This is a genomic window from Klebsiella sp. 28 (assembly GCF_018223905.1).
GTDB classification, from domain to species: Bacteria; Pseudomonadota; Gammaproteobacteria; order Enterobacterales; family Enterobacteriaceae; genus Klebsiella; species Klebsiella pneumoniae.
In genome coordinates, this window is sequence record NZ_JAGRQY010000062.1 from 1 (window position 1) to 22,366 (window position 22,366).

Here is a 22,366-nt window from a genome sequence, read left to right on the forward strand (position 1 = left end):
CCCCGCTTTTAATCGCCCGCGCCGCGACGCCGATCGCGTCAAGGCTGGAACCGCACAGGCGGTTGATGGTGCTCCCGGGCACGCTCTCCGGCAGGCCGGCCAGCAGCAGCGCCATTCGCGCCACGTTGCGGTTATCTTCCCCGGCCTGGTTGGCGCAGCCAAAGATCACATCGTCAATGCGCGAGGGATCCAGTCCCGGGTTCCGCGCCAGCAGCGCTTTCAGCGGCAGCGCCGCCAGGTCGTCAGCGCGCATCGTCGCCAGGGCACCGCCGAAACGGCCAAAGGGTGTACGCACCGCATCACAGATAAATGCCTGATTCATCATAGGTTCCTTACGCGCTTTCCGCCAGTTGTTGAAAGGTCAGTGGCACCGGAGTGATGCGCTGCAGCTCTTCAAAAGAGAGGCCGTTAAAGATTTCCCGCACCACCGGGCCGCGGTCGGTGATGTCGATCACCGCCAGGTCGGTATAGATCCGGCTGACGCAGCCGACGCCGGTCAGCGGGTAGCTGCACTGCGCCACCAGCTTGCACTCGCCGTCACGGGTCAGGTGGTCCATCATCACAAACACCTGGCGGGCGCCGATGGCCAGATCCATCGCCCCGCCAACGGCCGGGATCGCATCCGGCGCACCGGTGCTCCAGTTGGCGAGGTCGCCGCTGGCGGAAACCTGATAGGCCCCCAGCACGCAGATATCGAGATGGCCGCCGCGCATCATGGCGAAGGAGTCGCCGTGGTGGAAATAGCAGCCCCCCTGCAGGAGGGTGACATACTCTTTACCGGCATTGATCAGCTCGGGATCTTCTTCCCCGGGCTGCGGTTTCGGCCCCATCCCCAGCAGGCCGTTTTCGCTGTGCAGGAACACCTCTTTGTCAGCGGGCAGGTAATTGGCGATGCGGGTCGGCAGGCCGATACCGAGGTTGACGTAAGCGCCTTCGGGAATATCGCGGGCCACGCGCTGGGCCATTTCGTCACGGGTCAGTTTTTGCATGTCGGGCTCCTCAGGCGCGTTGTGCGGCAGTCAGGTTTTCCAGCGAGAAGACGCGCTGGACGAAAATGCCGGGGGTGATGATGTTTTCCGGGTCGAGGTCGCCCAGCGCCACCAGCTGCGAGACCTCTACGATGGTGGTTTTCGCCGCTGTCGCCATGATCGGGCCAAAGTTGCGCGCCGCCTTGCGATAGACCAGGTTGCCCCAGCGGTCGCCCTGGTGGGCTTTAATCAGCGCGAAATCGGCTTTGATCGGGTACTCCAGCACGTAGTGGCGACCGTCGATTTCCCGTGTCTCCTTGCCTTCCGCCAGCGGCGTGCCGTAGCCGGTGGGGGTAAACACTGCCCCCAGCCCGGCGCCGGCCGCCTGGATCCGCGCCGCGAGGTTGCCCTGCGGCACCAGCTCCAGCTCCACTTTGCCGCGACGGTAGAGATCATCGAAAATCTGCGAATCCACCTGGCGTGGGAAGGAGCAGATCATTTTGCGCACCCGGCCCGCCTTGAGCAGCGCGGCGAGACCCACTTCCCCGTTGCCGGCGTTGTTATTTATGATGGTCAGGTCGCGAGCGCCCTGGTCAATCAGGGCGTCAATCAGAAAGGTCGGCTGGCCGGCGGGGCCAAAGCCGCCGATCATAATAGTCGCCCCATCGTGGATCCCGGCGATGGCCTCGCTCAGCGTCGATACGCTTTTATCAATCATCAGGTCGCTCCAGTGATGTGCGGTAATCGCACTTTTATTCGTTGTTCGCACAAAATGTGACCCGCTTAACGATGTCGGTCAAGGGCGATAATCGAAATATGGTGCGATAATCGAACATCGGTTATCTTTAGCGAAAGAATGTGATCGATGGCAAATATGGGGAACAGAAATGGACAAGCATCCAGACGATTTACTGACCGGCGACGGCGATCCGTTTAAAGGCGATCCTAACTTTATGGCCTCCCTGGCGCGGGGTCTGGAGGTGATTCAGGCGTTCACGCCGCAGCGGCCCCTGCTGTCTATCTCACAGATCAGTCAGAAGACCGGCATCCCGCGCGCCGCGGTGCGCCGCTGCCTGTATACCCTGAGCAAGCTGGGGTTCGTGTATGCCGAAGACGGTAAGAATTTCCAGCTGCGGCCGCGGATCCTGGCGCTGGGCCACGCCTGGCTGGCCTCGACGCCGCTGGCGCGTTCGGCGCAGCCGGTGCTGCGGCATCTGAGCGAAATGCTCAATGAGTCCTGCTCCATCGCCACCCTCGACGGCGACGATATCCTGTATATCGCCCGCGCCTCCAGCTCGCGGATTATGACCATCGACCTGGATATCGGCAGTCGCCTTCCGGCGTGGGCGACCTCGATGGGCCGGGTGCTGCTGAGCCATCAGCCGGAGGAGAAGCTCAACGATATGCTGGGCCGGGTGACCATGATCCGCTATACCCCACAGACGGTGGATTCGGTGGCGAAGCTGCGCGCCGAACTGAAACGGGTGCGTCAGCAGGGGTATGCCCTCAACGATCAGGAGCTGGAGATGGGGCTGCGCTCCCTCGCGGTCCCGCTGTTTAACGCTCAGGGGCAGGTTCAGGCGGCGCTCAACGTCGGGGTGCATGCGGGCCAGATGACGGCCCGCGAGATGATCGAGCGCGTGCTGCCGGAGCTGCAAAAAGCCGCCCGCGAGCTGACGCTGCTTCTGCGCTAACGACTGCGCTTGGCGTGCTGCTCCCAGGTCTCCTGCTTCGCCTGCGCCGATTTACGCAGCGCAACATAGCAGGCGCCGCTGCCGCCATGATGCGGAAGCGCGGCGCAGAAGGCCTGCACCTCCGGCAGCTCTTCCAGCCAGCGCGCCAGATAGCTGCGGATAATATTGGCGTGGGACTGGTCGTCGCGGCCTTTGCCGTGAACGATCAGCACATTGCGTAACCCCTCTTTCTGCGCCTGCACCAGAAAGGCGAAGAGCATCTGCCGGCACTGTTCCACCGGCTGGCGCAGCAGGGAGAGGCTCGCCTGCTGGCTGTATTTCCCCCGCCGCAGCTTATCCAGCACGCCGCTCTGCAGCCCTTCTCGCTTAAACTCCAGCGGCGTGGCGAGCGGCACGATATCGAGATAGCCGGTGGTGAGAAAATTATCCAGCTGCAGGGTATCGACGCGTTGCGGGGCCCGGCTGTTACGCCCGGGATGCCAGTGCACGTCATTATTACGTTTCAGAGGCTGGACATCTTCCATGGCGTCAAGAAACAGGGATTTGTCATCAAGGTTCATGGGCTCTCCTCCAGCGGCTGTCGCCAGCTACTATAGCCGCCTCGCGCTCCCCTCTCAACGCGTTTAGCCGCGTTCGCTGGCAAAGTGAGCGCGACGGACGATTAAGGAAACAATTGTCGGCTCTGGCGGCGGAACAGGGTGATTAACGACGCCGTGAGCGGCGTTTGCCGGGTATCGCGCCGCTGGATCAGATAATAGGTGGCGGTGGGTAACACTTCACGGATGGGGATCATCACCAGTTTGTCGGCCATCAGCGGGTCGTTGCCCAGCTCCACCGGCAGGATGCTGAGAAAATCACTTTTCACCACCAGGCTGATGCAGGATGAGAACGTTTCGCAGACGATCCCCACCTTTGGCTCCCGTCCCAGCTGTTCGAAGCGCTCCTGCAGCTGCTTGAAGTAGCTGCCGCGCGGCGTCGGCATGGTCCAGTGGTGATCCATCAACTCCCCCAGCGAGGTGGCCTGCGCCGCCGGATGGCCCGCGCGGGCGAACACCGCGAACGGTTTCTCAAACAGTTTCTCAAAGCTGAACTCATGGTCGTACGGCCCGGGGTAATAGGTATTAATGGTGAAATCCAGCTCCCCCTGGCGCAGCTCATTAATCATCGCCAGCAGTTGACCCTCCATGATCCGTACCTTCACCTGCGGATGCTGCTGATGAAAGCGGCAGATCACCGACGGCATCAGCGACCGGGCGACGCTGGCGCCAAGGCCAATATTAATTTGCCCGGCCTGTTCCCCCTGGCGCTGCAGCAGTTCATCCTGCGCCGCCCGCAGCTCCTCAAGGATCAGGCTCGCATGTTGATAAAAACTTTCGCCATTGTCGGTTAACGCCACCCCCTGGCTGCGGCGGACGAACAGCTGGGCGGAAAGCCCCTCCTCCAGCTCTTTAATCGCTTTGGTCAGCGCCGGCTGCGAGACCGCCAGCGCCCGGCTGGCGCCACGGATACTGCCTTCCCGGGCTACTTCGACGAAGGCGCGAATTTGATGAAATTTAATCTGAAATGCCATGCTTTTAGTGATAACCGTTGCTTATCAGACAGAAGAAAATGACATCTACTGTAATCCATCAGGCTGTGGCAGGTTAAGGGTGTTAAGGCCTGTAGCGCGTCAGTGATAAACAAAAGCTATCACATCGTGAACGCCGTCACATTTTTTACTTATGACAGGATAAGCTATGCCGCAACTTGATGAATACCTCCGCCAGCTGGCGCCCTCCATGACCCAATGGCGCCGTGATTTTCACCTGCACGCTGAATCCGGCTGGCTGGAGTTTCGCACCGCCAGTATGGTCGCGGATATTCTTGACGGGCTAGGCTATCAGCTGGCGCTAGGCCGCGACGTCATCGATGCCGACAGCCGGATGGGGCTGCCGGACGAGGAGACCCTGGCCCAGGCTTTCGAACGCGCCCGCGAACAGGGCGCGCCGGAGCGCTGGCTGCCGGCGTTTGAAGGCGGTTTCGCCGGCGTGGTGGCCACGCTCGACACCGGGCGGCCCGGACCAACCCTGGCCTTTCGCGTCGATATGGATGCCCTCGAGCTCAACGAACAGCATGACGACAGCCACCGCCCCCATCGCGATCATTTCGCCTCCTGCAACGCCGGCATGATGCACGCCTGCGGCCATGACGGCCATACCGCCATCGGGCTGGGGCTGGCGCATGTGCTCAAGCAGTATGCCGCCCAGCTCAATGGCGTCATTAAACTGATTTTCCAGCCTGCTGAAGAGGGTACCCGCGGCGCCCGCGCTATGGTGGCCGCCGGCGTGGTTGATGACGTGGATTATTTCACGGCGATCCATATCGGGACCGGCGTGCCGGCAGGTACCGTCGTCTGCGGTGGAGACAACTTTATGGCCACCACCAAATTCGACGTGCAGTTCAGCGGCGTGGCCGCCCACGCCGGCGGCAAGCCCGAGGACGGACGCAACGCTCTGCTGGCCGCCGCCCAGGCCGCCCTTGGCCTGCACGCCATCCCGCCGCACAGCGCCGGCGCCTCGCGGGTCAATGTCGGGGTGATGCAGGCCGGTACCGGGCGCAACGTGGTGCCCTCTTCCGCGCTGTTAAAAGTGGAAACCCGCGGCGAAAGCGAAGCCATTAATCAGTACGTGTTCGAGCGAGCGCAGCACGTCGTCGCCGGGGCTGCGGCGATGTACGAAGCCCGCTACGAACTGCGCATGATGGGCGCGGCGACCGCCAGCGCACCGTCGCCGGCGTGGGTGGACTATCTGCGCGAACAGGCCGCCCGGGTGCCCGGCGTGCAACAGGCGGTGGATCGCATCGCCGCCCCGGCGGGCTCGGAAGACGCCACCCTGATGATGGCCCGGGTCCAGGCGCGCGGCGGCCTCGCCTCGTACATGATTTTCGGCACTGAACTCAGCGCCGGTCACCACAACGAAAAGTTTGACTTCGACGAGAGCGTGATGGCGGTAGCGGTCGAAACCCTGGCGCGCGTCGCGCTTAACTTTCCCTGGCAGCGGGGGGGGTGATGGAATCCATTTTTCAGTTTGTGGACGAGGTGGTTGAGGCACAACGCGACACTTACTGCGCCATCGCCGACGACATCTGGGACCACCCGGAGACCCGCTTTGAGGAGTTCTGGTCAGCCCAACGGCTGGCCGACGCCCTGGAGGCGGAAGGTTTTCAGCTCACCCGCGATGCCGGCGGGATCCCGAATGCCTTTATCGCCAGCGTCGGTGAGGGCCAACCGGTCATTGCCCTGCTCGGCGAATTTGACGCCCTGGCGGGACTCAGCCAGCAGGCCCACAGCGCGGAACCGACGCCCTTGACACCGGGAGCCAACGGCCACGGCTGTGGGCACAATCTGCTCGGCACCGCGGCATTCGCCGCGGCGGTCGCCGCCAAAGGCTGGCTGCAGCAGCACGGCGACAGCGGCACTCTGCGCTTCTACGGTTGTCCCGGCGAGGAAGGCGGTTCGGGAAAAACCTTTATGGTGCGCGAAGGGTTGTTTGATGATGTCGATGCGGCGCTGACCTGGCATCCGGAAGCCTGGGCCGGGATGTTCAGCACCCGCACCCTCGCCAACATTCAGGCGGCATGGCGATTTACCGGCACCGCGGCCCACGCCGCTAATTCGCCGCACCTGGGCCGGAGCGCGCTGGATGCCGTCACCCTGATGACCACCGGCAGCAATTTCCTCAATGAACATATCATCGAGAAGGCGCGCGTCCATTACGCCATTACCGATACCGGCGGCGTCTCGCCCAACGTGGTGCAGGCGCAGGCGGAAGTGCTGTATTTGATCCGCGCGCCGGAGATGGCCGACGCTGAGCAAATCTTCGCCCGCATAGAGAAGATTGCCCAGGGGGCCGCGCTGATGACCGAGACCCAGGTCAGCTGCCGCTTTGAAAAAGCCTGCTCCAGCTATCTACCCAACCGCACGCTTGAGGCGGCGATGTATCAGGCGGTCTGTCATTACGGTACCCCCGCCTGGAGCGACGAGGAACGCGCTTTTGCCGCGGCGATCCGCGCCACCCTCAGCGCCAACGATATTAACAACAGCCTGAACAATATTGCCGGCACCAGTGGCGAGGAAGGCAAAACGTTCGCTCGTCGCCACCGCGACACCTTGCTGATTGATGAGGTGGCGCCCTGGGCGGCCACGGATAACGTCCTCGCCGGATCCACCGACGTCGGCGATGTTAGCTGGAAAGCGCCGGTGGCCCAGTGCTTCAGCCCGTGCTTCGCGGTGGGTACCCCGCTGCACAGCTGGCAGCTGGTGAGCCAGGGCAGAACCTCCATTGCCCATAAAGGGATGTTGCTGGCGGGGAAAGTCCTCGCGGCGACCGCCATCCGTTTATTCAGCGACAGCGCCCTGCTGGCGGCCAGCCAGCAAGAGCTCAGGCAGGTACTGGCCGAACGCCCCTATCGTTGCCCGATCCCGGCGGAGGTGAGTCCGTCCGTTTTACGATAACCACTTAAGACAGGCTACTCCTGGCCAACGCTGACCGGCATCGCGGCACGCACCGACCATAATAACCGCCGGCAGTACGGGAGCAGGCCTGCCCAACACAACAACGACAACAGAGGAATGCCCATGAGTATGTCATCCATACCGTCATCTTCCCCCGGCGGAAAGCGCTATGGCTGGGTAGAGAAGATCGGTAACAAGGTCCCGCACCCGTTTTTGCTGTTTATCTATCTCATCGCCGTGCTGATCGCTGCCACGGCAATCCTCTCCGCCCTCAACGTTGGGGTACAAAACCCAACTGACGGTTCGCGGGTGGTGGTCAAAAACCTGCTCAGCGTGGAAGGATTGCACTGGTTTTTGCCGAACGTGATTAAAAACTTCAGCGGTTTCGCGCCGCTGGGGGCGATCCTCGCCCTGGTGCTGGGCGCCGGCTTTGCCGAGCGGGTGGGCCTGTTACCGGCGTTGATGGTCAAGATGGCCTCGCACGTCAGCGCCCGCTATGCCAGCTATATGGTGCTGTTTATCGCCTTTTTCAGCCATATCTCTTCCGATGCGGCGCTGGTGATTATGCCGCCGCTGGGGGCGCTGATGTTTCTTGCCGTCGGTCGGCATCCTGTCGCTGGTCTGCTGGCGGCGATAGCCGGCGTGGGCTGCGGCTTTACCGCCAATCTACTGATTGTCACCACCGACGTGCTGCTCTCCGGGATCAGCACCGAGGCGGCAAAGTCCATCGATGCCTCTTTGCACGTCAGCGTGATCGACAACTGGTACTTTATGGCGACCTCGGTGATCGTTCTGACGCTCGTCGGCGGACTGATCACCGATAAGCTGGTCGAGCCGCGGCTGGGCCAGTGGCAAGGCAGTCGTGATGAAAAGCTGCAGACGCTGACGCCCGGGGAGCGGTTCGGCCTGCGCATCGCCGGCGTGGCGACGCTGGTATTCGTGGCGGTCATCGCCCTGATGGTGGTCCCCGAAAACGGTATTCTTCGCGATCCGGTTCAGCATACGGTCATGCCCTCGCCGTTTATCAAAGGCATCGTGCCGCTAATTATCTTTTTCTTCTTTGTCGTGTCGCTGGCATACGGCATCGCCACCGGCAAAATTCGCCGCCAGGCCGACCTGCCGCAGTTGATGATTGAGCCGATGAAAGAGATGGCCGGGTTTATCGTGATGGTCTTCCCGCTGGCGCAGTTCGTGGCGATGTTCAACTGGAGCAACATGGGCAAGTTTATGGCCGTCGGGCTGACGGATCTGCTGGAGAGTTCAGGCATGAACGGTGTTCCGGCGTTTGTCGGCCTTGCGCTGCTGTCGGCTTTTCTGTGTATGTTTATCGCCAGCGGCTCGGCCATCTGGTCGATTCTGGCGCCGATCTTCGTGCCAATGTTTATGCTGTTGGGCTTTCACCCGGCGTTTGCGCAGATCCTGTTTCGTATCGCTGATTCATCGGTGCTGCCGCTGGCGCCGGTGTCACCGTTTGTGCCGTTGTTTCTCGGCTTTCTACAGCGCTACCGGCCGGATGCCCGCCTCGGCACCTACTACTCGCTGGTGCTCACTTACCCGCTGATTTTTCTCGCCGTCTGGCTGCTGTTGCTGGTGGGCTGGTATCTGGTGGGACTGCCGATCGGCCCTGGCATCTATCCGCGGCTGTCTTAACCCACCGATGCGCCAGGGACGGCCGCCTTAGCTTAACGCGATATCTTCACTTTGAACTTACGGGTCGCTTCCCCGGCTCCGGCGAATATGCCGAAAAGCGCGCGATACCCTCGCTCAAGCAACAGCGACATACCATGAATAACCAGACCGCTGAAGATCAGTACGATTACGCCAGTCAGTATATATTGCATAGCTCCACCTCTGAGTTATTAACCGCGCCGCGCCGACGCGGTAGCACTTTCCCGAGCGCGCACAGCGGCGCGGAGGACCGACGTCGTCAGCTTAAAAGTAGCAAAAACCCTGTCCGGTAACCCGCCAGGATCGATCCAAAAATAAATCATCGTGGCGATCGCAGAATACCTCCACGGCGGATAGCACGCCGTGCTATCTGGCGATGCGGTTTTACCTTTTGGGAGTATAGTTGACTGCCGTCAGCGCGTGGTATCGTGTGCCTCTCATGTACGATGGTGGATGACAGAAACGATGTTGACCTTGCTGCAGGATAAAATGGATACCCCGCTGGGGCCGTTGTGGGTGCTTTGCGACGAACAGTTTAATTTGCGCGCCGTCGAGTGGGACGAGCACCGCGATCGGATGGAAACGCTGCTCGAGGTACACTATCGCCGGGAAGGCTATCAGCGCGTCGACTGCCGCAATCCCGGCGGTCTCAGCAGTAAGCTGAGCGACTATTTTGCCGGCGATTTAGCCATTATCGAGACTCTGCCTACCGCCACCGCCGGCACCCCTTTTCAGCGCCAGGTCTGGCAGGCGTTACGCGAAATCCCCTGTGGCCAGGTGATGCACTACGGCCAACTGGCCGAGGCGCTTGGTCGTCCCGGCGCCGCGCGCGCGGTGGGCGCCGCCAATGGCGCCAATCCGGTGAGTATCGTGGTGCCCTGCCATCGGGTCATCGGGCGCAACGGCACCATGACCGGCTATGCCGGCGGCGTACAGCGTAAAGAGTGGCTTTTGCGTCACGAGGGCTATCTGTTGCTTTGACTGAAAATGCCTTTTCTGGAATTTTCAGGTAATTTTACAATCAAAAGTGGCGTAATAATCTGTTTTTAATCAAATAGATACACAAGCAATTTGATTTACCCTGCTGATATTACGTGTTTCCGGGCCTGAAGACTTACCTGCTGATCAAAAAGATGTTAAAATTGACCAATATCAATTAAGGCCTGAGCAGACATATGATCCCTGAGAAGCGAATTATTCGACGCATTCAGTCTGGCGGTTGTGCAATCCATTGTCAGGATTGCAGCATTAGCCAGCTCTGCATCCCCTTTACTCTGAACGAGCATGAGCTTGATCAGCTGGATAATATTATCGAGCGGAAAAAGCCTATCCAGAAAGGTCAAACCTTGTTCAAAGCCGGTGATGAGCTGAAGTCGTTGTACGCTATTCGCTCCGGGACCATCAAAAGCTATACCATCACCGAGCAAGGTGATGAGCAGATCACTGGCTTCCATCTGGCGGGCGACCTGGTGGGCTTTGACGCCATCGGCACCGGTCTGCACCCGAGCTTTGCGCAGGCGCTGGAAACCTCAATGGTCTGCGAGATCCCCTTCGAAACCCTTGACGATCTTTCCGGAAAAATGCCCAATCTGCGTCAGCAGATGATGCGCCTGATGAGCGGTGAGATTAAAGGCGACCAGGATATGATCCTGTTGCTTTCCAAAAAGAATGCCGAAGAGCGCCTGGCCGCGTTTATCTATAACCTTTCTCGTCGTTTCGCCCAGCGCGGCTTCTCACCACGTGAGTTCCGGCTGACCATGACCCGCGGCGATATTGGCAACTATCTCGGCCTCACCGTCGAAACCATCAGCCGTCTGCTGGGCCGTTTTCAGAAAAGCGGCATGCTGGCGGTGAAAGGCAAATATATCACTATTGAAAACAGCGATCTGCTGGCCCAGCTGGCCGGGCAGGCGCGCAACGTCGCTTAATCTCTGCGCAATACCTGGTCACGATCGGCAATTTTTTCAGATTTGTTGATCTGACCAGGCTCCTCCCCTGTTTCAATTCATCCATATAGGTTATCTTTTTAATAACTGACGGTCGCTGCAGTTGTAAGGAGACCCTGTATGGCGAAGTATCAGAGCATGCTGGTAGTAATCGATCCTAACCAGGACGACCAGCCGGCGCTAAGGCGAGCGGTGTACCTGCACCAACGGATTGGTGGACGCATCAAAGCCTTTTTGCCGATCTATGATTTTTCCTATGAAATGACCACCCTGCTGTCGCCGGACGAGCGGACGGCAATGCGCCAGGGCGTCATTGCCCAACGAACGGCCTGGATCCGCGAGCAGGCGAAATTCTACCTGGAATCGGGCGTGCCGATTGACGTGAAAGTGGTGTGGCACAACCGCCCCTTCGAAGCGATTATTCAGGAGGTGGTCAGTGAGAAACACGATCTGCTGCTGAAGATGGCCCACCAGCACGACAAACTGGAGGCGGTGATCTTTACCCCGACGGACTGGCATCTGCTGCGTAAATGCCCTTGCCCGGTGTGGATGGTCAAAGACCAGCCGTGGCCGGAAGGCGGCAAAGCGCTGGTCGCCGTCAATCTCGCCAGCGAAGAGAATTATCACAACACCCTTAACGAGAAGCTGGTTCGCGAGACGCTGTCGCTGGCGGAAGAAGTCAACCACACTGAAGTGCACCTGATCGGTGCCTACCCGGTGACGCCGATCAATATCGCGATAGAACTGCCGGATTTTGATCCCAGCGTCTACAACGACGCGATCCGCGGCCAGCATCTGCTGGCGATGAAAGCGCTGCGGCAGAAGTTTGGCATCGATGAAAAATTCACCCACGTCGAAAAAGGACTGCCTGAAGAGGTGATCCCGGACCTCGCCGAGCATCTGCAGGCGGGGATCGTGGTGCTGGGAACGGTCGGACGTACCGGCCTGTCGGCGGCGTTCCTCGGCAATACCGCGGAACAGGTTGTCGACCACCTGCGCTGTGACCTGCTGGTGCTGAAACCGGAGGCCTACCAGACGCCGGTGGAACTGGACGACGACGACGACGATTAACCGCTACCACTCATCTTCCCCCGCCTCGCGGGGGATTTTTTTGCTTGCTGCCAGCCAGGCACAAAAAAGGGCCGCTGACGGCCCCTGTCGCTGTCCAGCGAGAATGGCTTAGTGGATACCCAGACGCCAGGCCAGATCGATCTCTTCTTTCAGCTCCAGCGAGGAGAGCGCCATCAGGTCAGCAAACTCCAGCTCCAGCAGTTTAAGTTTTTTCAGATACTGCGCTGGGGTCATGACGGTAGTGTCGCGGCGTAAGAATTCGATGGCCATCTGCGTTGGGGTTAACTCGGTATCCATAATATCCTCTGTCTGATGTAAGAACCGGAACATTATATCACCTCTTGCCGCTTATTTTATGAACAATTCCAGGCATCCCCCTGCATATAAAAAAGCCGTCTCACAGGAGACGGCTTATAAACAAACGTTGTAAAACAATTATGTTACATTACAGCGCTTTCAGGATCGCATCGACGCTGGCTTTAGCATCGCCAAACAGCATATGAGTGTTCTCTTTAAAGAACAGCGGGTTCTGTACGCCGGCGTAACCGGTGTTCATTGAACGCTTAAAGACCACCACATTCTGCGCTTTCCACACCTCGAGCACCGGCATGCCGGCGATCGGGCTCTTCGGATCGTCCTGCGCCGCCGGGTTGACGGTATCGTTGGCGCCGATCACCAGCACGGTGTCGGTGTCGCTGAAATCGTCGTTGATCTCATCCATCTCCAGCACGATGTCGTAAGGCACTTTGGCTTCCGCCAGCAGGACGTTCATATGCCCCGGGAGGCGCCCGGCCACCGGATGAATACCAAAGCGTACTTTGATACCCCGCGCCCGCAGCTTCTCGGTAATTTCTGCTACCGGATACTGCGCCTGAGCCACCGCCATACCGTAGCCCGGGGTGATGATCACCGAGTGCGAGTTTTTCAGCATCTCCGCCGTCTCTTCGGCACTAATCTCGCGATGCTCGCCCACTTCTTCATCGCCGCCGCTTGAGGAACCATCGGTGCCGAAGCCCCCGGCGATCACGCTGATAAAGGAGCGGTTCATCGCCTTACACATAATGTAAGAGAGGATGGCGCCGGAAGAGCCCACCAGCGCGCCGGTGACGATCAGCAGGTCATTACTCAGCATAAAGCCCGCCGCCGCTGCCGCCCAGCCCGAGTAGGAGTTGAGCATCGAGACCACCACCGGCATGTCCGCACCGCCGATAGAGGCCACCAGGTGCCAGCCAAAGGCCAGCGCGATCGCGGTCATCACCAGCAGGCACAGGACCTGGGTGCCGATGCTGTCAGAACGAACAAAAATCACCATCAGGATGAAGGAAACCACCAGCGCCGCCAGGTTCAGCTTATGGCGATTGGGCAGCATCAGCGGCCTGGAGGAAATTTTGCCGCGCAGTTTACCAAACGCCACCACCGAACCGGTGAAGGTCACCGCGCCGATGAAGATCCCGAGGAACACTTCGGTCAAATGAATATTGACCAGAATTTGCTCCATACCGGTTTCATGCTGCAGGTAGCTGTTGAACCCCACCAGCACCGCTGCCAGACCCACGAAGCTGTGCAGGATAGCCACCAGCTCCGGCATTTCGGTCATCTCGACCTTCTTCGCCAGACGAATACCGATCGCCCCGCCGATCACCATCGCAAGAATAATCCAGCCGACGTTGCCGGCGTCCGGCCCCAGGATGGTAGCGATCAGGGCGATGGCCATCCCGGCGATGCCGAAATAGTTGCCCTGCTGCGACGTTTCGTGTTTCGACAGGCCCGCCAGGCTGAAAATAAACAGGATTGCAGCAACAATGTATGCAGCCGTTACTAATCCACCAGACATGTGCTACCCCTTATCCTTTGCGAAACATTTTCAGCATGCGCTGAGTCACGGTAAAACCACCGAAAATATTAATGCTGGCGATCAGCACCGCGATAAAGCTCAGGAAGCTGACCCAGCCGCCGTGGCCTATCTGCAACAACGCGCCAACCACGATAATGCCCGAAATGGCATTGGTCACCGACATCAGCGGCGTATGCAGCGCATGGGAGACGTTCCACACCACGTAGTAACCCACCACGCAGGCCAGCGCGAAGACGGTGAAATGGCCGAGGAACTCTTTTGGCGCCACGTTGGCCAGCCAGCCGAAGAGAATAATCGCCAGCGCCATCAGCGCATATTTGCGCCACGGCGACGCCGGTTTCACCGCTTCTTTCGGCGCTTCCACTTTTTTCGCCGCGGCCTGCGGCTGAGCGGAGACCTGAATCGGCGGCGCCGGCCAGGTGATTTCACCTTCGCGAACAACGGTCACACCGCGCACTACCACGTCATCGAAATCGATAACGATATTGCCGTCTTTCTCTTTGCACAGCAGCTTCAGCAGGTTCACCAGGTTGGTGCCGTAGAGCTGGGATGACTGGGTCGGCAGACGGCCAGGAAGATCGGTGTAACCGATGATTTTCACGCCGTTGGCGGTGGTCACCACTTCGCCCGGTACGGTGTACTCACAGTTGCCGCCGTTTTGCGAGGCCAGATCGACCACCACGCTGCCCGATTTCATGGAGTCGACCATTTCGCGGGTGATCAGCTTCGGCGCCGGTTTGCCCGGGATTAACGCCGTGGTGACAATGATATCGACCTCTTTCGCCTGCGCGGCGAACAGCGCCATTTCAGCCTTAATAAAGGCCTCAGACATCACCTTGGCGTAGCCATCGCCGCTGCCCGCTTCCTCTTTAAAGTCCAGCTCGAGGAACTCGGCGCCCATACTCTGCACCTGCTCCTTCACTTCCGGACGGGTATCGAAGGCGCGAACAATAGCGCCCAGGCTGTTGGCGGCGCCAATCGCCGCCAGACCGGCTACCCCGGCGCCAATGACCATCACCTTGGCGGGCGGAACCTTGCCTGCCGCCGTAATCTGCCCGGTAAAGAATCGACCAAATTCATGCGCCGCTTCAACGATAGCGCGGTACCCGGCGATGTTGGCCATTGAGCTGAGCGCATCCAGCGACTGGGCGCGGGAAATACGCGGCACGGAATCCATCGCCATTACGTTGATATTACGGGCCGCCAGTTTTTCCATCAGCTGCGGGTTTTGCGCCGGCCAGATAAAACTAATCAGCGTGGTCCCCGGATTCAGCAGGGCAATTTCATCGTCATTCGGAGCATTGACCTTAAGGATGACATCAGACTGCCATACCTCGTCGCCGGTCACGATTTCAGCTCCTGCCTCGGCAAAGGCCTCATCCTCAAAGCTGGCCAGCTTCCCGGCGCCGCTTTCTACCGCGACGCTAAAGCCGAGTTTGAGCAATTGCTCAACGGTCTTCGGCGTGGCGGCGGCCCGGGTCTCCTGGGCTAGCCTTTCTTGTGGTACACCAATACGCATAGTTTTCCCTTCCATCGGTTTTTGATGATGGTTTACTTTTCTGCCCAACAACGCCAGGACGGCAAAATCTTCCTCGCCATCTTTCGCTGTCTACAAAATGAAACAGTAACAAACTTTTTATAACCTACTGAAAATACCGATTGTGATCTACTGCGATAAAACACAAATTTTGATTTTATTGCTTATTGTCAGCGCAGATGGGTCCGGGCAGCAATATTTACCTGAATTTGCCGCCCAGGCCTGATAATCCGCTTATCCTGCGGTATAAAACGCCATTTATCGCCATTGAGATCATTGTGTTAACATTACATTAACTAATAAAAGTGGTATTGATTATCGTTTTTGCTGGTCAAGCGCCTGTTTTTTCAACATATCGAAAAATGTTATCTTTCCGTAGTATACGATTCGGGCGGCAAGCAAAAATTGACGCAGACAGTCACGGCGATTAAATGCAATAATCAAACGTTTTCAGTCAACAACAACACCAGTATATGGTTTGCGCAAGGCAAAGGATTATTTTTATGAAGCTTAAAAACACCCTCCTGGCGTCTGCTCTCCTGACAACCGCCACGTTGTCTGCCCATGCAGCGACCGAGTTGACCCCGGAGCAGGCGGCTGCGCTGAAGCCCTACGATCGCGTTGTCGTCACCGGCCGGTTTAATGCCATTGGCGATGCGGTACAGGCAGTATCGCGCAAAGCCGACAAAGACGGCGCGGCCTCATTCTATGTTGTCGACACGTCGGACTACGGCAATGGCGGCAACTGGCGCGTCACGGCTGACCTTTATAAAGAAGACGCGCCGAAAGCGGATGCGCCGAAGAATCGCATTATCAACGGCGTGATGGAGTTGCCGAAAGATCAGGCCGTTGAGCTGATGCCTTACGACACCGTCACCGTTCAGGGCTTCTATCGCAGCCAGCCGGAAGTCAACGACGCCATCACCAAAGCGGCGAAAGCAAAAGGCGCCTATGCGTTCTTTATCGTCCGCCAGGTTGACGCCAACCAGGGCGGCAACCAGCGCATTACCGCTTATATCTACAAAAAAGATGCTGAAAAACGCGTGCTGCAGAGCCCGGACGCTATCCCGGCTGACTCTGAAGCTGGCCGCGCAGCGCTGGCCAAAGGCGGCGAAGCGGCGAAGAACGTTGAAATTCCGGGCGTTGCCACCACCGCCGCGGTGGGTTCGGGTACCGGCGTTGGGCGTTTCTTTGAGACTCAGTCTTCGAAAGGTGGACGTTACACTGTCACCCTGCCGAACGGCACTAAGGTCGAAGAAGTGAACAAAGTGACTGCGGCGCAAATGGTGCCGTTCGATAACATCCAGTTCACCGGCAACTACGGCAACATGACCGAGATCTCCTATCAGACGGCGAAACGCGCGGCGAAGAAAGGGGCGAAGTACTACCACATCACCCGCCAGTGGCAGGAACGCGGCGGCAACATCACCATCAGCGCCGATTTGTACAAATAATCGCTGCTGGCTGGCTAAAAAGGCGGCGCATTGCCGCCTTTTCATTTTTTTTCATCCCCCGCCATTGCATGCCCCCCGGACACTCCGTAAAATCCCGCGCCTTAGCGCAATCCTCCATTTTTATGCGATTTCGCAAAATAAATATTCTGGAACAGCCATTTTCACCTCGGGAATGCAATGGAAAAGAAACTGGGCCTGAGCGCCCTGACCGCCCTGGTCCTTAGCTCAATGCTCGGCGCTGGCGTATTCAGTTTGCCGCAAAATATGGCTGCCGTGGCCAGCCCCTCCGCTCTGCTCATTGGCTGGGCCATCACCGGCGTCGGGATCCTGTTTCTCGCTTTCGCCATGCTGCTGTTGACCCGTATTCGTCCCGACCTCGACGGCGGGATCTTCACCTACGCTCGCGAAGGATTCGGCGAACTGATCGGCTTCTGCTCCGCCTGGGGATACTGGCTGTGCGCGGTGATCGCCAATGTCTCCTATCTGGTTATCGTCTTTTCGGCGCTCAGTTTTTTCACCGATACCCCTGAGCTGCGCCTGTTTGGCGATGGTAATACCTGGCAGTCTATCGTTGGCGCGTCGGTTCTGCTGTGGGTCGTCCACTTTCTGGTCCTGCGCGGTGTCCAGACGGCAGCGGGGATTAACCTGGTGGCCACCCTCGCCAAGCTTCTGCCGCTGGGCGCCTTCGTCGCGCTCGCCGCCCTGGCCTTTCAGCTGGATACGTTCCGCCTCGATTTTAGCGGCCTGGCGCTGGGCGTGCCGGTATGGGAGCAGGTCAAAAACACCATGCTGATCACCCTGTGGGTGTTTATCGGCGTGGAGGGGGCGGTAGTCGTGTCCGCGCGGGCGCGACACAAGCGCGACGTTGGCCGCGCGACGCTGCTGGCGGTGCTGTCGGCCCTCGCGGTGTATCTGCTGGTCACCCTGCTGTCGCTGGGCGTCGTGCCGCGCAGCGAACTGGCCGAAATGCGCAACCCGTCGATGGCGGGACTGATGGTCAGGCTGATGGGGTCGTGGGGGGAGATCGTCATTGCCGCCGGGCTGATCGTGTCGGTGTGCGGCGCTTATCTCAGCTGGACCATCATGGCCGCGGAGGTGCCTTTCCTCGCCGCCACTCATAAAGCCTTCCCGCGCCTGTTTGCCCGTCAGAATAGCAACAACGCCCCCTCCGCCTCATTGTGGTTGACCAATATCAGCGTTCAGGTATCGCTGGTGCTGATCTGGCTGACCGGGTCGGACTACGGCACGCTGCTGACCATTGCCTCTGAGATGATTCTCGTGCCCTATCTGCTGGTCGGCGCCTTTCTGTTGAAAATCGCCACTCGCCCGCTGCATAAAGCGGTGGCTATCGGCGCCTGTATTTATGGCATATGGTTATTATACGCGTCGGGGCCTGTGCATTTGCTGTTGTCGGTGGTACTTTACGCTCCGGGTCTTCTGGTCTTTTTGTACGCCCGACGTACGCACCAGCACGATCGTTCGCTCAAACGCCGCGAAGTGGCGCTAATTGGTTTATTGCTGGTTGCCGCTGTGCCGGCAACGTGGATGCTGGTGGGGTAAGCGGTCGCCCTGCCGCAGAACGCATAGGAGATACCCATGGCTGAACAACAGCCCCGCCCGATTCTGATCACAGGAGCAGGCCGCCGCATCGGCCTCGCTCTGGCACACCATTTTCTGCAGCAGCGCCAGCCGGTCATCGTCAGCTATCGTACGCCCTATCCGGCGATTGACGGCCTGCGCGAAGCGGGCGCGCTATGCCTGCAGGCCGATTTTAGCAGCGATGACGGCATTCTGACCTTCGCTGAAGCGGTCAAATCACACACCGACGGTCTGCGCGCCATCATCCATAACGCCAGCGACTGGATGGCGGAAAAGCCGGGCGTCCCGCTGAGCACCGTCATCAACCGCATGATGCAGATCCACGTCCACGCCCCCTATCTGCTCAACCATGCGCTGGAGGCGTTGCTGCGCGGCCACGGCCATGCCGCCAGCGACGTTATCCATATCACCGATTACGTGGTGGAGCGCGGGAGCGACAAACATATCGCCTACGCCGCCAGCAAAGCCGCCCTGGATAACATGACCCGCTCCTTCGCTCGCAAGCTGGCGCCAGAGGTTAAGGTCAACGCCATCGCGCCGTCGCTAATCATGTTTAATGAGGGTGACGACGAGGCCTATCGTCAGCAGGCGCTGGATAAATCGCTGATGAAAATCGCCCCTGGCGAAAAAGAGATTAGCGATCTCATCGATTACCTGTTTACCAGCCGCTACGTTACCGGCCGCTCATTCGCTGTCGACGGCGGCCGCCCGCTGCGCTAGTGGAAACGGCTCCAGCCGAGGATTAACAGCCAGGCGCACAGCCCCCAGCATCCCACCGCGCCTGCCAGCGCCAACGGCAGGCGCATAATCCCGGTGAAATACCACAGTGACAGCAGATAGATAAAATAGGGAAGAATCGACCACATGCCGAATACGATGGTCGCGCGCAGGGCTTCGATCCCCCGCTCGCTGGCGACAATATAATGGGCGATGAGCGCAAAGGTGGGAAACAGCGGGACCAGGCCAGCGATAGCGTAGTTTTTGGTTTTCGCCAGCACGCCAATCAGCACCACCACCAGCGCTCCCAACAGCCCTTTGATTAACAGCCCCATGCCCGTATGCCTTAACAGTGAATCAATAAGTTAGGGCAGCATAGCGGATTTAACGCTGTTTATAAAAGAGTAATGGCGGGTAAAATAAGTGCGGTGTATGTTACTTCTTTTACTGATGTGCAATAGACATGAATAAAATCGTTTTTGTTGAGGATGACCCTGAGGTAGGCACGCTGATCGCCGCCTATCTCGGCAAGCATGATATGGATGTGGTGGTCGAGCCTCGCGGCGACCGCGCTGAGGAGGTGATCGCGCGGGAGAAACCGGATCTGGTGCTGCTGGACATTATGCTGCCCGGCAAGGACGGAATGACGCTCTGTCGCGATCTGCGCGGGCAATGGCAAGGGCCGATTGTCCTGCTGACTTCGCTCGACAGCGATATGAACCATATCCTCTCCCTGGAGATGGGCGCCAGCGATTATATTCTGAAAACCACCCCGCCAGCGGTACTTCTCGCGCGACTGCGTCTGCATTTGCGCCAGCATATTGCTCCGGCAGGCGCCGGATCCGCCTCCTCAACGCTCACGCCACATAAAACCATCTCCTTCGGCTCGCTGACCATTGACCCGGTCAACCGCCAGGTGCTGCTTGGCGGAGAAAACGTCGCCCTGTCGACCGCCGATTTCGATCTGCTGTGGGAGTTGGCCACCCACGCCGGGCAGATTATGGACCGCGACGCACTGCTGAAAAATTTACGCGGCGTTACCTATGACGGGATGGATCGCAGCGTCGACGTGGCTATCTCCCGCCTGCGCAAAAAACTGCTCGACAACGCCACGGAGCCCTATCGTATTAAGACCGTTCGCAACAAAGGCTACCTGTTCGCCCCTCACGCCTGGGATAACTAAGCAGCCCTTCTGCGGCCCTGCGAGGGGCCCGCTCATCGCGCGCTCGCCGGCGGCAAAGTTATCACGTTTGCTGCCTGCTGCGTTCGTCCCTGGCGCGCACATTCATCACCGGAACTTGTCATATTGATTAAATCAATAGAATTAGCCGTACAGAACCCCATCACATAACTCCTCAATATGATTGTGCTCAAGGACTTACCGCTGTCAGAGTGGCATAAAGCCTGAAAACACAGGACTTTTGCATGATGAAATACGTTGTACTTTTGGCACTCTCACTGTTCACTTCTCTCTCTGGCTGGGCTTTTTCCCTCGACAACGCCGATATTCGACTCCTTTGTCCGCAGCGCGGGCAAATCGAGGTGATCCTTCATCGCTATGAACATACCCAGCAATCCTGGGGGCAGCATCACTTTGAAACCGGCGGCGGCCACGTTCGCCAGGGGCCGCTGCTGGTGATCCCGTTTGCCAACCTCGATCAGATGATTTACCACCAGACCACCGGCGAGTTTGCTTACTGGTATGCCGAAACGGAAAAGCTGGTGCGCTGTCGGCTGCTGAGTCTGACGACCACCTATCCGGTAGACATTCCTTATTATCGTGAGTAGCGTATCCATCGACGCACAAAATACGATTGCCCTGCTCCCCCCGAGGGTGAAGAAATCACCGCATCGAGTGACACTGTCACCTTTTCACCGTTCTGTCTCCAGGCTGGCTATTGTCAGGGGGCATAAACCCTGCTTTGATAGCGTATCTATGATTTCCCCGCGCCTCGCCCGGGGATATCGATAACATTGACTCCCCGACGCGCAGAAGATGCCCCTGGGGCGCCAGACAGGTTTCTCTTGAATACGCGGTAATGTAATGAAAAAGCTGTTCGTGCAGTTCTATCTTCTGCTCTTCGTCTGCTTTCTGGTGATGACCATGCTGGTCGGTCTGGTCTATAAATTTACCGCGGAGCGCGCCGGACGGCAGTCGCTTGACGATTTGATGAAAAGCTCGCTGTATCTGATGCGCAGCGAGCTGCGGGAGATACCGCCGCGCGACTGGAGCAAGACCCTTAAAGAGCTGGACCTGAATTTATCGTTTGATCTGCACATCGAGCCGATCAGCAAATTTAAGCTGTCGGAAAGCTCGATGCAGCACCTGCGCGCCGGCGATATCGTCGCCCTCGACGATCAGTACACCTTTATTCAGCGCATTCCCCGCAGCCACTATGTGCTGTCGGTGGGCCCGGTGCCCTATCTCTATTTTCTGCATGAGATGCGCCTGCTGGACGTGGCGCTGATGGCGTTTATTGCTATCTCGCTGGCCTTTCCGGTGTTTATCTGGATGCGCCCGCACTGGCAGGACATGCTGCGCATTGAGACGGCCGCCCAGCGCTTTGGCGAAGGTCACCTCAGCGAGCGCATTCACTTCGACAGTATGTCCAGCTTCGAGCGGCTCGGGGTGGCCTTTAACCAAATGGCCGATAACATTAATGCGCTTATTGCCAGCAAAAAGCAGCTGATTGACGGCATCGCCCATGAACTCAGGACACCGCTGGTACGCCTGCGCTACCGTCTGGAGATGAGCGAGAATCTCAGCGAGGCGGAATCGCAGGCGCTGAACCGCGATATCGGTCAGCTGGAGGCGCTGATTGAAGAGCTTCTGACCTACGCCCGCCTCGACCGCCCGCAGACGGAGCTCAGCCTGACGACTCCCGATTTTCCCGCCTGGATCAGCGATCACGTCGAGGATATCCAGATGGTTAACCCACAGCGCGAGGTCGCCCTGGCGACGCTGACCCACGGTAACTACGGCGCGCTCGATATGCGACTGATGGAGCGGGTGCTGGATAATTTGGTCAATAACGCCCTGCGCTACAGCAGCCAGCGGGTGGCGGTCAGCCTGACGCTGCAGGGTTCGCGCGCATCGTTGCTGGTTGAGGATGACGGCCCGGGAATCGCCCCCGAGGAGCGCGAGCGGGTGTTTGAGCCCTTTGTCCGCCTTGACCCCAGCCGGGACCGGGCGACAGGAGGCTGCGGCCTCGGCCTGGCGATTGTCCACAGTATCGCCCAGGCGATGGGCGGCGAGGTGCGCTGCGAGGCCAGCCCTCTCGGCGGCGCCCGCTTCTGCTTTAGCTGGCCGGTCTATCATCAGCTGCCTGATTTCACCTCTGCCTGAATAAAACTTGCGCAGAAGC

The 22,366-nt window shown here is 58.8% G+C and carries 22 protein-coding genes and 1 pseudogene; 13 read left to right on the forward strand and 10 right to left on the reverse strand.

Annotated features, from left to right (window positions below; all coding sequences use genetic code 11):
* From KHQ28_RS11240 to KHQ28_RS11250, 3 genes and pseudogenes are all read right to left on the reverse strand, one after another.
* Positions 1-322: pseudogene (locus tag KHQ28_RS11240) on the reverse strand (3-oxoadipyl-CoA thiolase); the annotation flags it as partial.
* A 10-nt stretch (positions 323-332) separates the two neighbouring features.
* Positions 333-989: a 3-oxoacid CoA-transferase subunit B gene (locus KHQ28_RS11245; RefSeq protein WP_004176317.1), complete on the reverse strand. Its 657-nt coding sequence runs from the start codon at positions 987-989 to the stop codon at positions 333-335.
* A gap of 10 nt (positions 990-999) precedes the next feature.
* Positions 1,000-1,686 carry a 3-oxoacid CoA-transferase subunit A gene (locus tag KHQ28_RS11250; RefSeq protein WP_002903522.1) on the reverse strand — a complete coding sequence of 229 codons (687 nt, stop codon included), beginning with the start codon at positions 1,684-1,686 and terminating at the stop codon, positions 1,000-1,002.
* Positions 1,687-1,855: 169 nt separating this feature from the next.
* Here KHQ28_RS11250 and KHQ28_RS11255 point away from each other — a divergent pair, with 169 nt between their 5' ends.
* The gene (locus KHQ28_RS11255) at positions 1,856-2,662 is read left to right on the forward strand and encodes an IclR family transcriptional regulator C-terminal domain-containing protein (protein ID WP_032419018.1); all 807 of its coding nucleotides are present in this window, start codon (positions 1,856-1,858) and stop codon (positions 2,660-2,662) included.
* On the opposite strand, the gene smrA is transcribed toward KHQ28_RS11255, so the two are convergent.
* Both smrA and KHQ28_RS11265 read right to left on the reverse strand, forming a co-directional pair.
* On the reverse strand, positions 2,659-3,222 hold the full coding sequence (gene smrA, locus KHQ28_RS11260) for a DNA endonuclease SmrA (protein ID WP_032419019.1): 564 nt from the start codon (positions 3,220-3,222) through the stop codon (positions 2,659-2,661). The genes KHQ28_RS11255 and smrA overlap by 4 nt on opposite strands.
* Before the next feature lie 101 nt (positions 3,223-3,323).
* On the reverse strand, positions 3,324-4,232 hold the full coding sequence (locus KHQ28_RS11265; RefSeq protein WP_004148273.1) for a LysR family transcriptional regulator: 909 nt from the start codon (positions 4,230-4,232) through the stop codon (positions 3,324-3,326).
* A 166-nt stretch (positions 4,233-4,398) separates the two neighbouring features.
* Between KHQ28_RS11265 and KHQ28_RS11270 the strand changes: the two genes are divergently transcribed.
* From KHQ28_RS11270 to abgT, 3 genes are all read left to right on the forward strand, one after another.
* Positions 4,399-5,709 (forward strand): M20 family metallo-hydrolase, encoded by a 1,311-nt coding sequence (locus KHQ28_RS11270; protein WP_032419020.1) that lies wholly within the window; start codon positions 4,399-4,401, stop codon positions 5,707-5,709.
* Positions 5,709-7,154: a M20 family metallopeptidase gene (locus KHQ28_RS11275; protein ID WP_032419021.1), complete on the forward strand. Its 1,446-nt coding sequence runs from the start codon at positions 5,709-5,711 to the stop codon at positions 7,152-7,154. The genes KHQ28_RS11270 and KHQ28_RS11275 overlap by 1 nt, the downstream gene beginning before the upstream one ends.
* A 123-nt stretch (positions 7,155-7,277) precedes the next feature.
* Entirely contained in the window at positions 7,278-8,804 is a 1,527-nt protein-coding gene (gene abgT, locus KHQ28_RS11280; protein WP_032419022.1) for a p-aminobenzoyl-glutamate transporter, read from the forward strand.
* 32 nt (positions 8,805-8,836) lie between these two features.
* Here the strand turns inward: abgT and KHQ28_RS11285 are convergent, their stop codons facing one another.
* Positions 8,837-8,995 (reverse strand): hypothetical protein, encoded by a 159-nt coding sequence (locus tag KHQ28_RS11285; RefSeq protein ID WP_002903398.1) that lies wholly within the window; start codon positions 8,993-8,995, stop codon positions 8,837-8,839.
* A 292-nt stretch (positions 8,996-9,287) separates the two neighbouring features.
* Between KHQ28_RS11285 and ogt the strand changes: the two genes are divergently transcribed.
* From ogt to uspE, 3 genes are all read left to right on the forward strand, one after another.
* Positions 9,288-9,803, forward strand: a complete 516-nt coding sequence (gene ogt / locus KHQ28_RS11290; protein WP_002903396.1) for a methylated-DNA--[protein]-cysteine S-methyltransferase — start codon at positions 9,288-9,290, stop codon at positions 9,801-9,803.
* A gap of 194 nt (positions 9,804-9,997) precedes the next feature.
* Positions 9,998-10,750: a fumarate/nitrate reduction transcriptional regulator Fnr gene (gene fnr, locus KHQ28_RS11295; RefSeq protein WP_002903394.1), complete on the forward strand. Its 753-nt coding sequence runs from the start codon at positions 9,998-10,000 to the stop codon at positions 10,748-10,750.
* A 138-nt stretch (positions 10,751-10,888) separates the two neighbouring features.
* Positions 10,889-11,839, forward strand: coding sequence for a universal stress protein UspE (gene uspE / locus KHQ28_RS11300; protein WP_002903391.1), 951 nt, complete (start codon positions 10,889-10,891; stop codon positions 11,837-11,839).
* A 108-nt stretch (positions 11,840-11,947) separates the two neighbouring features.
* Here uspE and KHQ28_RS11305 read toward each other — a convergent pair whose 3' ends face one another.
* The 3 genes from KHQ28_RS11305 to pntA form a co-directional block, all read right to left on the reverse strand.
* Entirely contained in the window at positions 11,948-12,136 is a 189-nt protein-coding gene (locus tag KHQ28_RS11305) for a YdiH family protein (RefSeq protein WP_004887037.1), read from the reverse strand.
* Positions 12,137-12,284: 148 nt separating this feature from the next.
* Positions 12,285-13,673, reverse strand: a complete 1,389-nt coding sequence (gene pntB, locus KHQ28_RS11310; RefSeq protein ID WP_032439951.1) for a Re/Si-specific NAD(P)(+) transhydrogenase subunit beta — start codon at positions 13,671-13,673, stop codon at positions 12,285-12,287.
* Positions 13,674-13,683: 10 nt separating this feature from the next.
* Entirely contained in the window at positions 13,684-15,213 is a 1,530-nt protein-coding gene (gene pntA / locus KHQ28_RS11315) for a Re/Si-specific NAD(P)(+) transhydrogenase subunit alpha (RefSeq protein ID WP_032419024.1), read from the reverse strand.
* 521 nt (positions 15,214-15,734) lie between these two features.
* Here pntA and ydgH point away from each other — a divergent pair.
* The 3 genes from ydgH to folM all read left to right on the forward strand — a co-directional run bounded on the left by ydgH (position 15,735) and on the right by folM (position 19,004).
* Complete coding sequence (gene ydgH, locus KHQ28_RS11325) at positions 15,735-16,685, forward strand: DUF1471 family protein YdgH (protein WP_002903384.1); 951 nt, start codon at positions 15,735-15,737, stop codon at positions 16,683-16,685.
* Positions 16,686-16,862: 177 nt separating this feature from the next.
* Complete coding sequence (locus tag KHQ28_RS11330) at positions 16,863-18,245, forward strand: amino acid permease (protein WP_004183892.1); 1,383 nt, start codon at positions 16,863-16,865, stop codon at positions 18,243-18,245.
* A 36-nt stretch (positions 18,246-18,281) separates the two neighbouring features.
* Entirely contained in the window at positions 18,282-19,004 is a 723-nt protein-coding gene (folM, locus tag KHQ28_RS11335; protein WP_004183890.1) for a dihydromonapterin reductase, read from the forward strand.
* On the opposite strand, the gene KHQ28_RS11340 is transcribed toward folM, so the two are convergent.
* Complete coding sequence (locus tag KHQ28_RS11340; protein ID WP_002903379.1) at positions 19,001-19,336, reverse strand: GlpM family protein; 336 nt, start codon at positions 19,334-19,336, stop codon at positions 19,001-19,003. The genes folM and KHQ28_RS11340 overlap by 4 nt on opposite strands.
* 128 nt (positions 19,337-19,464) lie before the next feature.
* Between KHQ28_RS11340 and rstA the strand changes: the two genes are divergently transcribed.
* The 3 genes from rstA to rstB all read left to right on the forward strand — a co-directional run bounded on the left by rstA (position 19,465) and on the right by rstB (position 22,347).
* Complete coding sequence (rstA, locus tag KHQ28_RS11345) at positions 19,465-20,184, forward strand: two-component system response regulator RstA (protein ID WP_002903377.1); 720 nt, start codon at positions 19,465-19,467, stop codon at positions 20,182-20,184.
* A 242-nt stretch (positions 20,185-20,426) separates the two neighbouring features.
* On the forward strand, positions 20,427-20,789 hold the full coding sequence (locus KHQ28_RS11350; RefSeq protein ID WP_002903374.1) for a hypothetical protein: 363 nt from the start codon (positions 20,427-20,429) through the stop codon (positions 20,787-20,789).
* Positions 20,790-21,045: 256 nt separating this feature from the next.
* Entirely contained in the window at positions 21,046-22,347 is a 1,302-nt protein-coding gene (gene rstB, locus KHQ28_RS11355) for a two-component system sensor histidine kinase RstB (protein WP_004140030.1), read from the forward strand.
* Positions 22,348-22,366 lie beyond the last annotated feature (19 nt).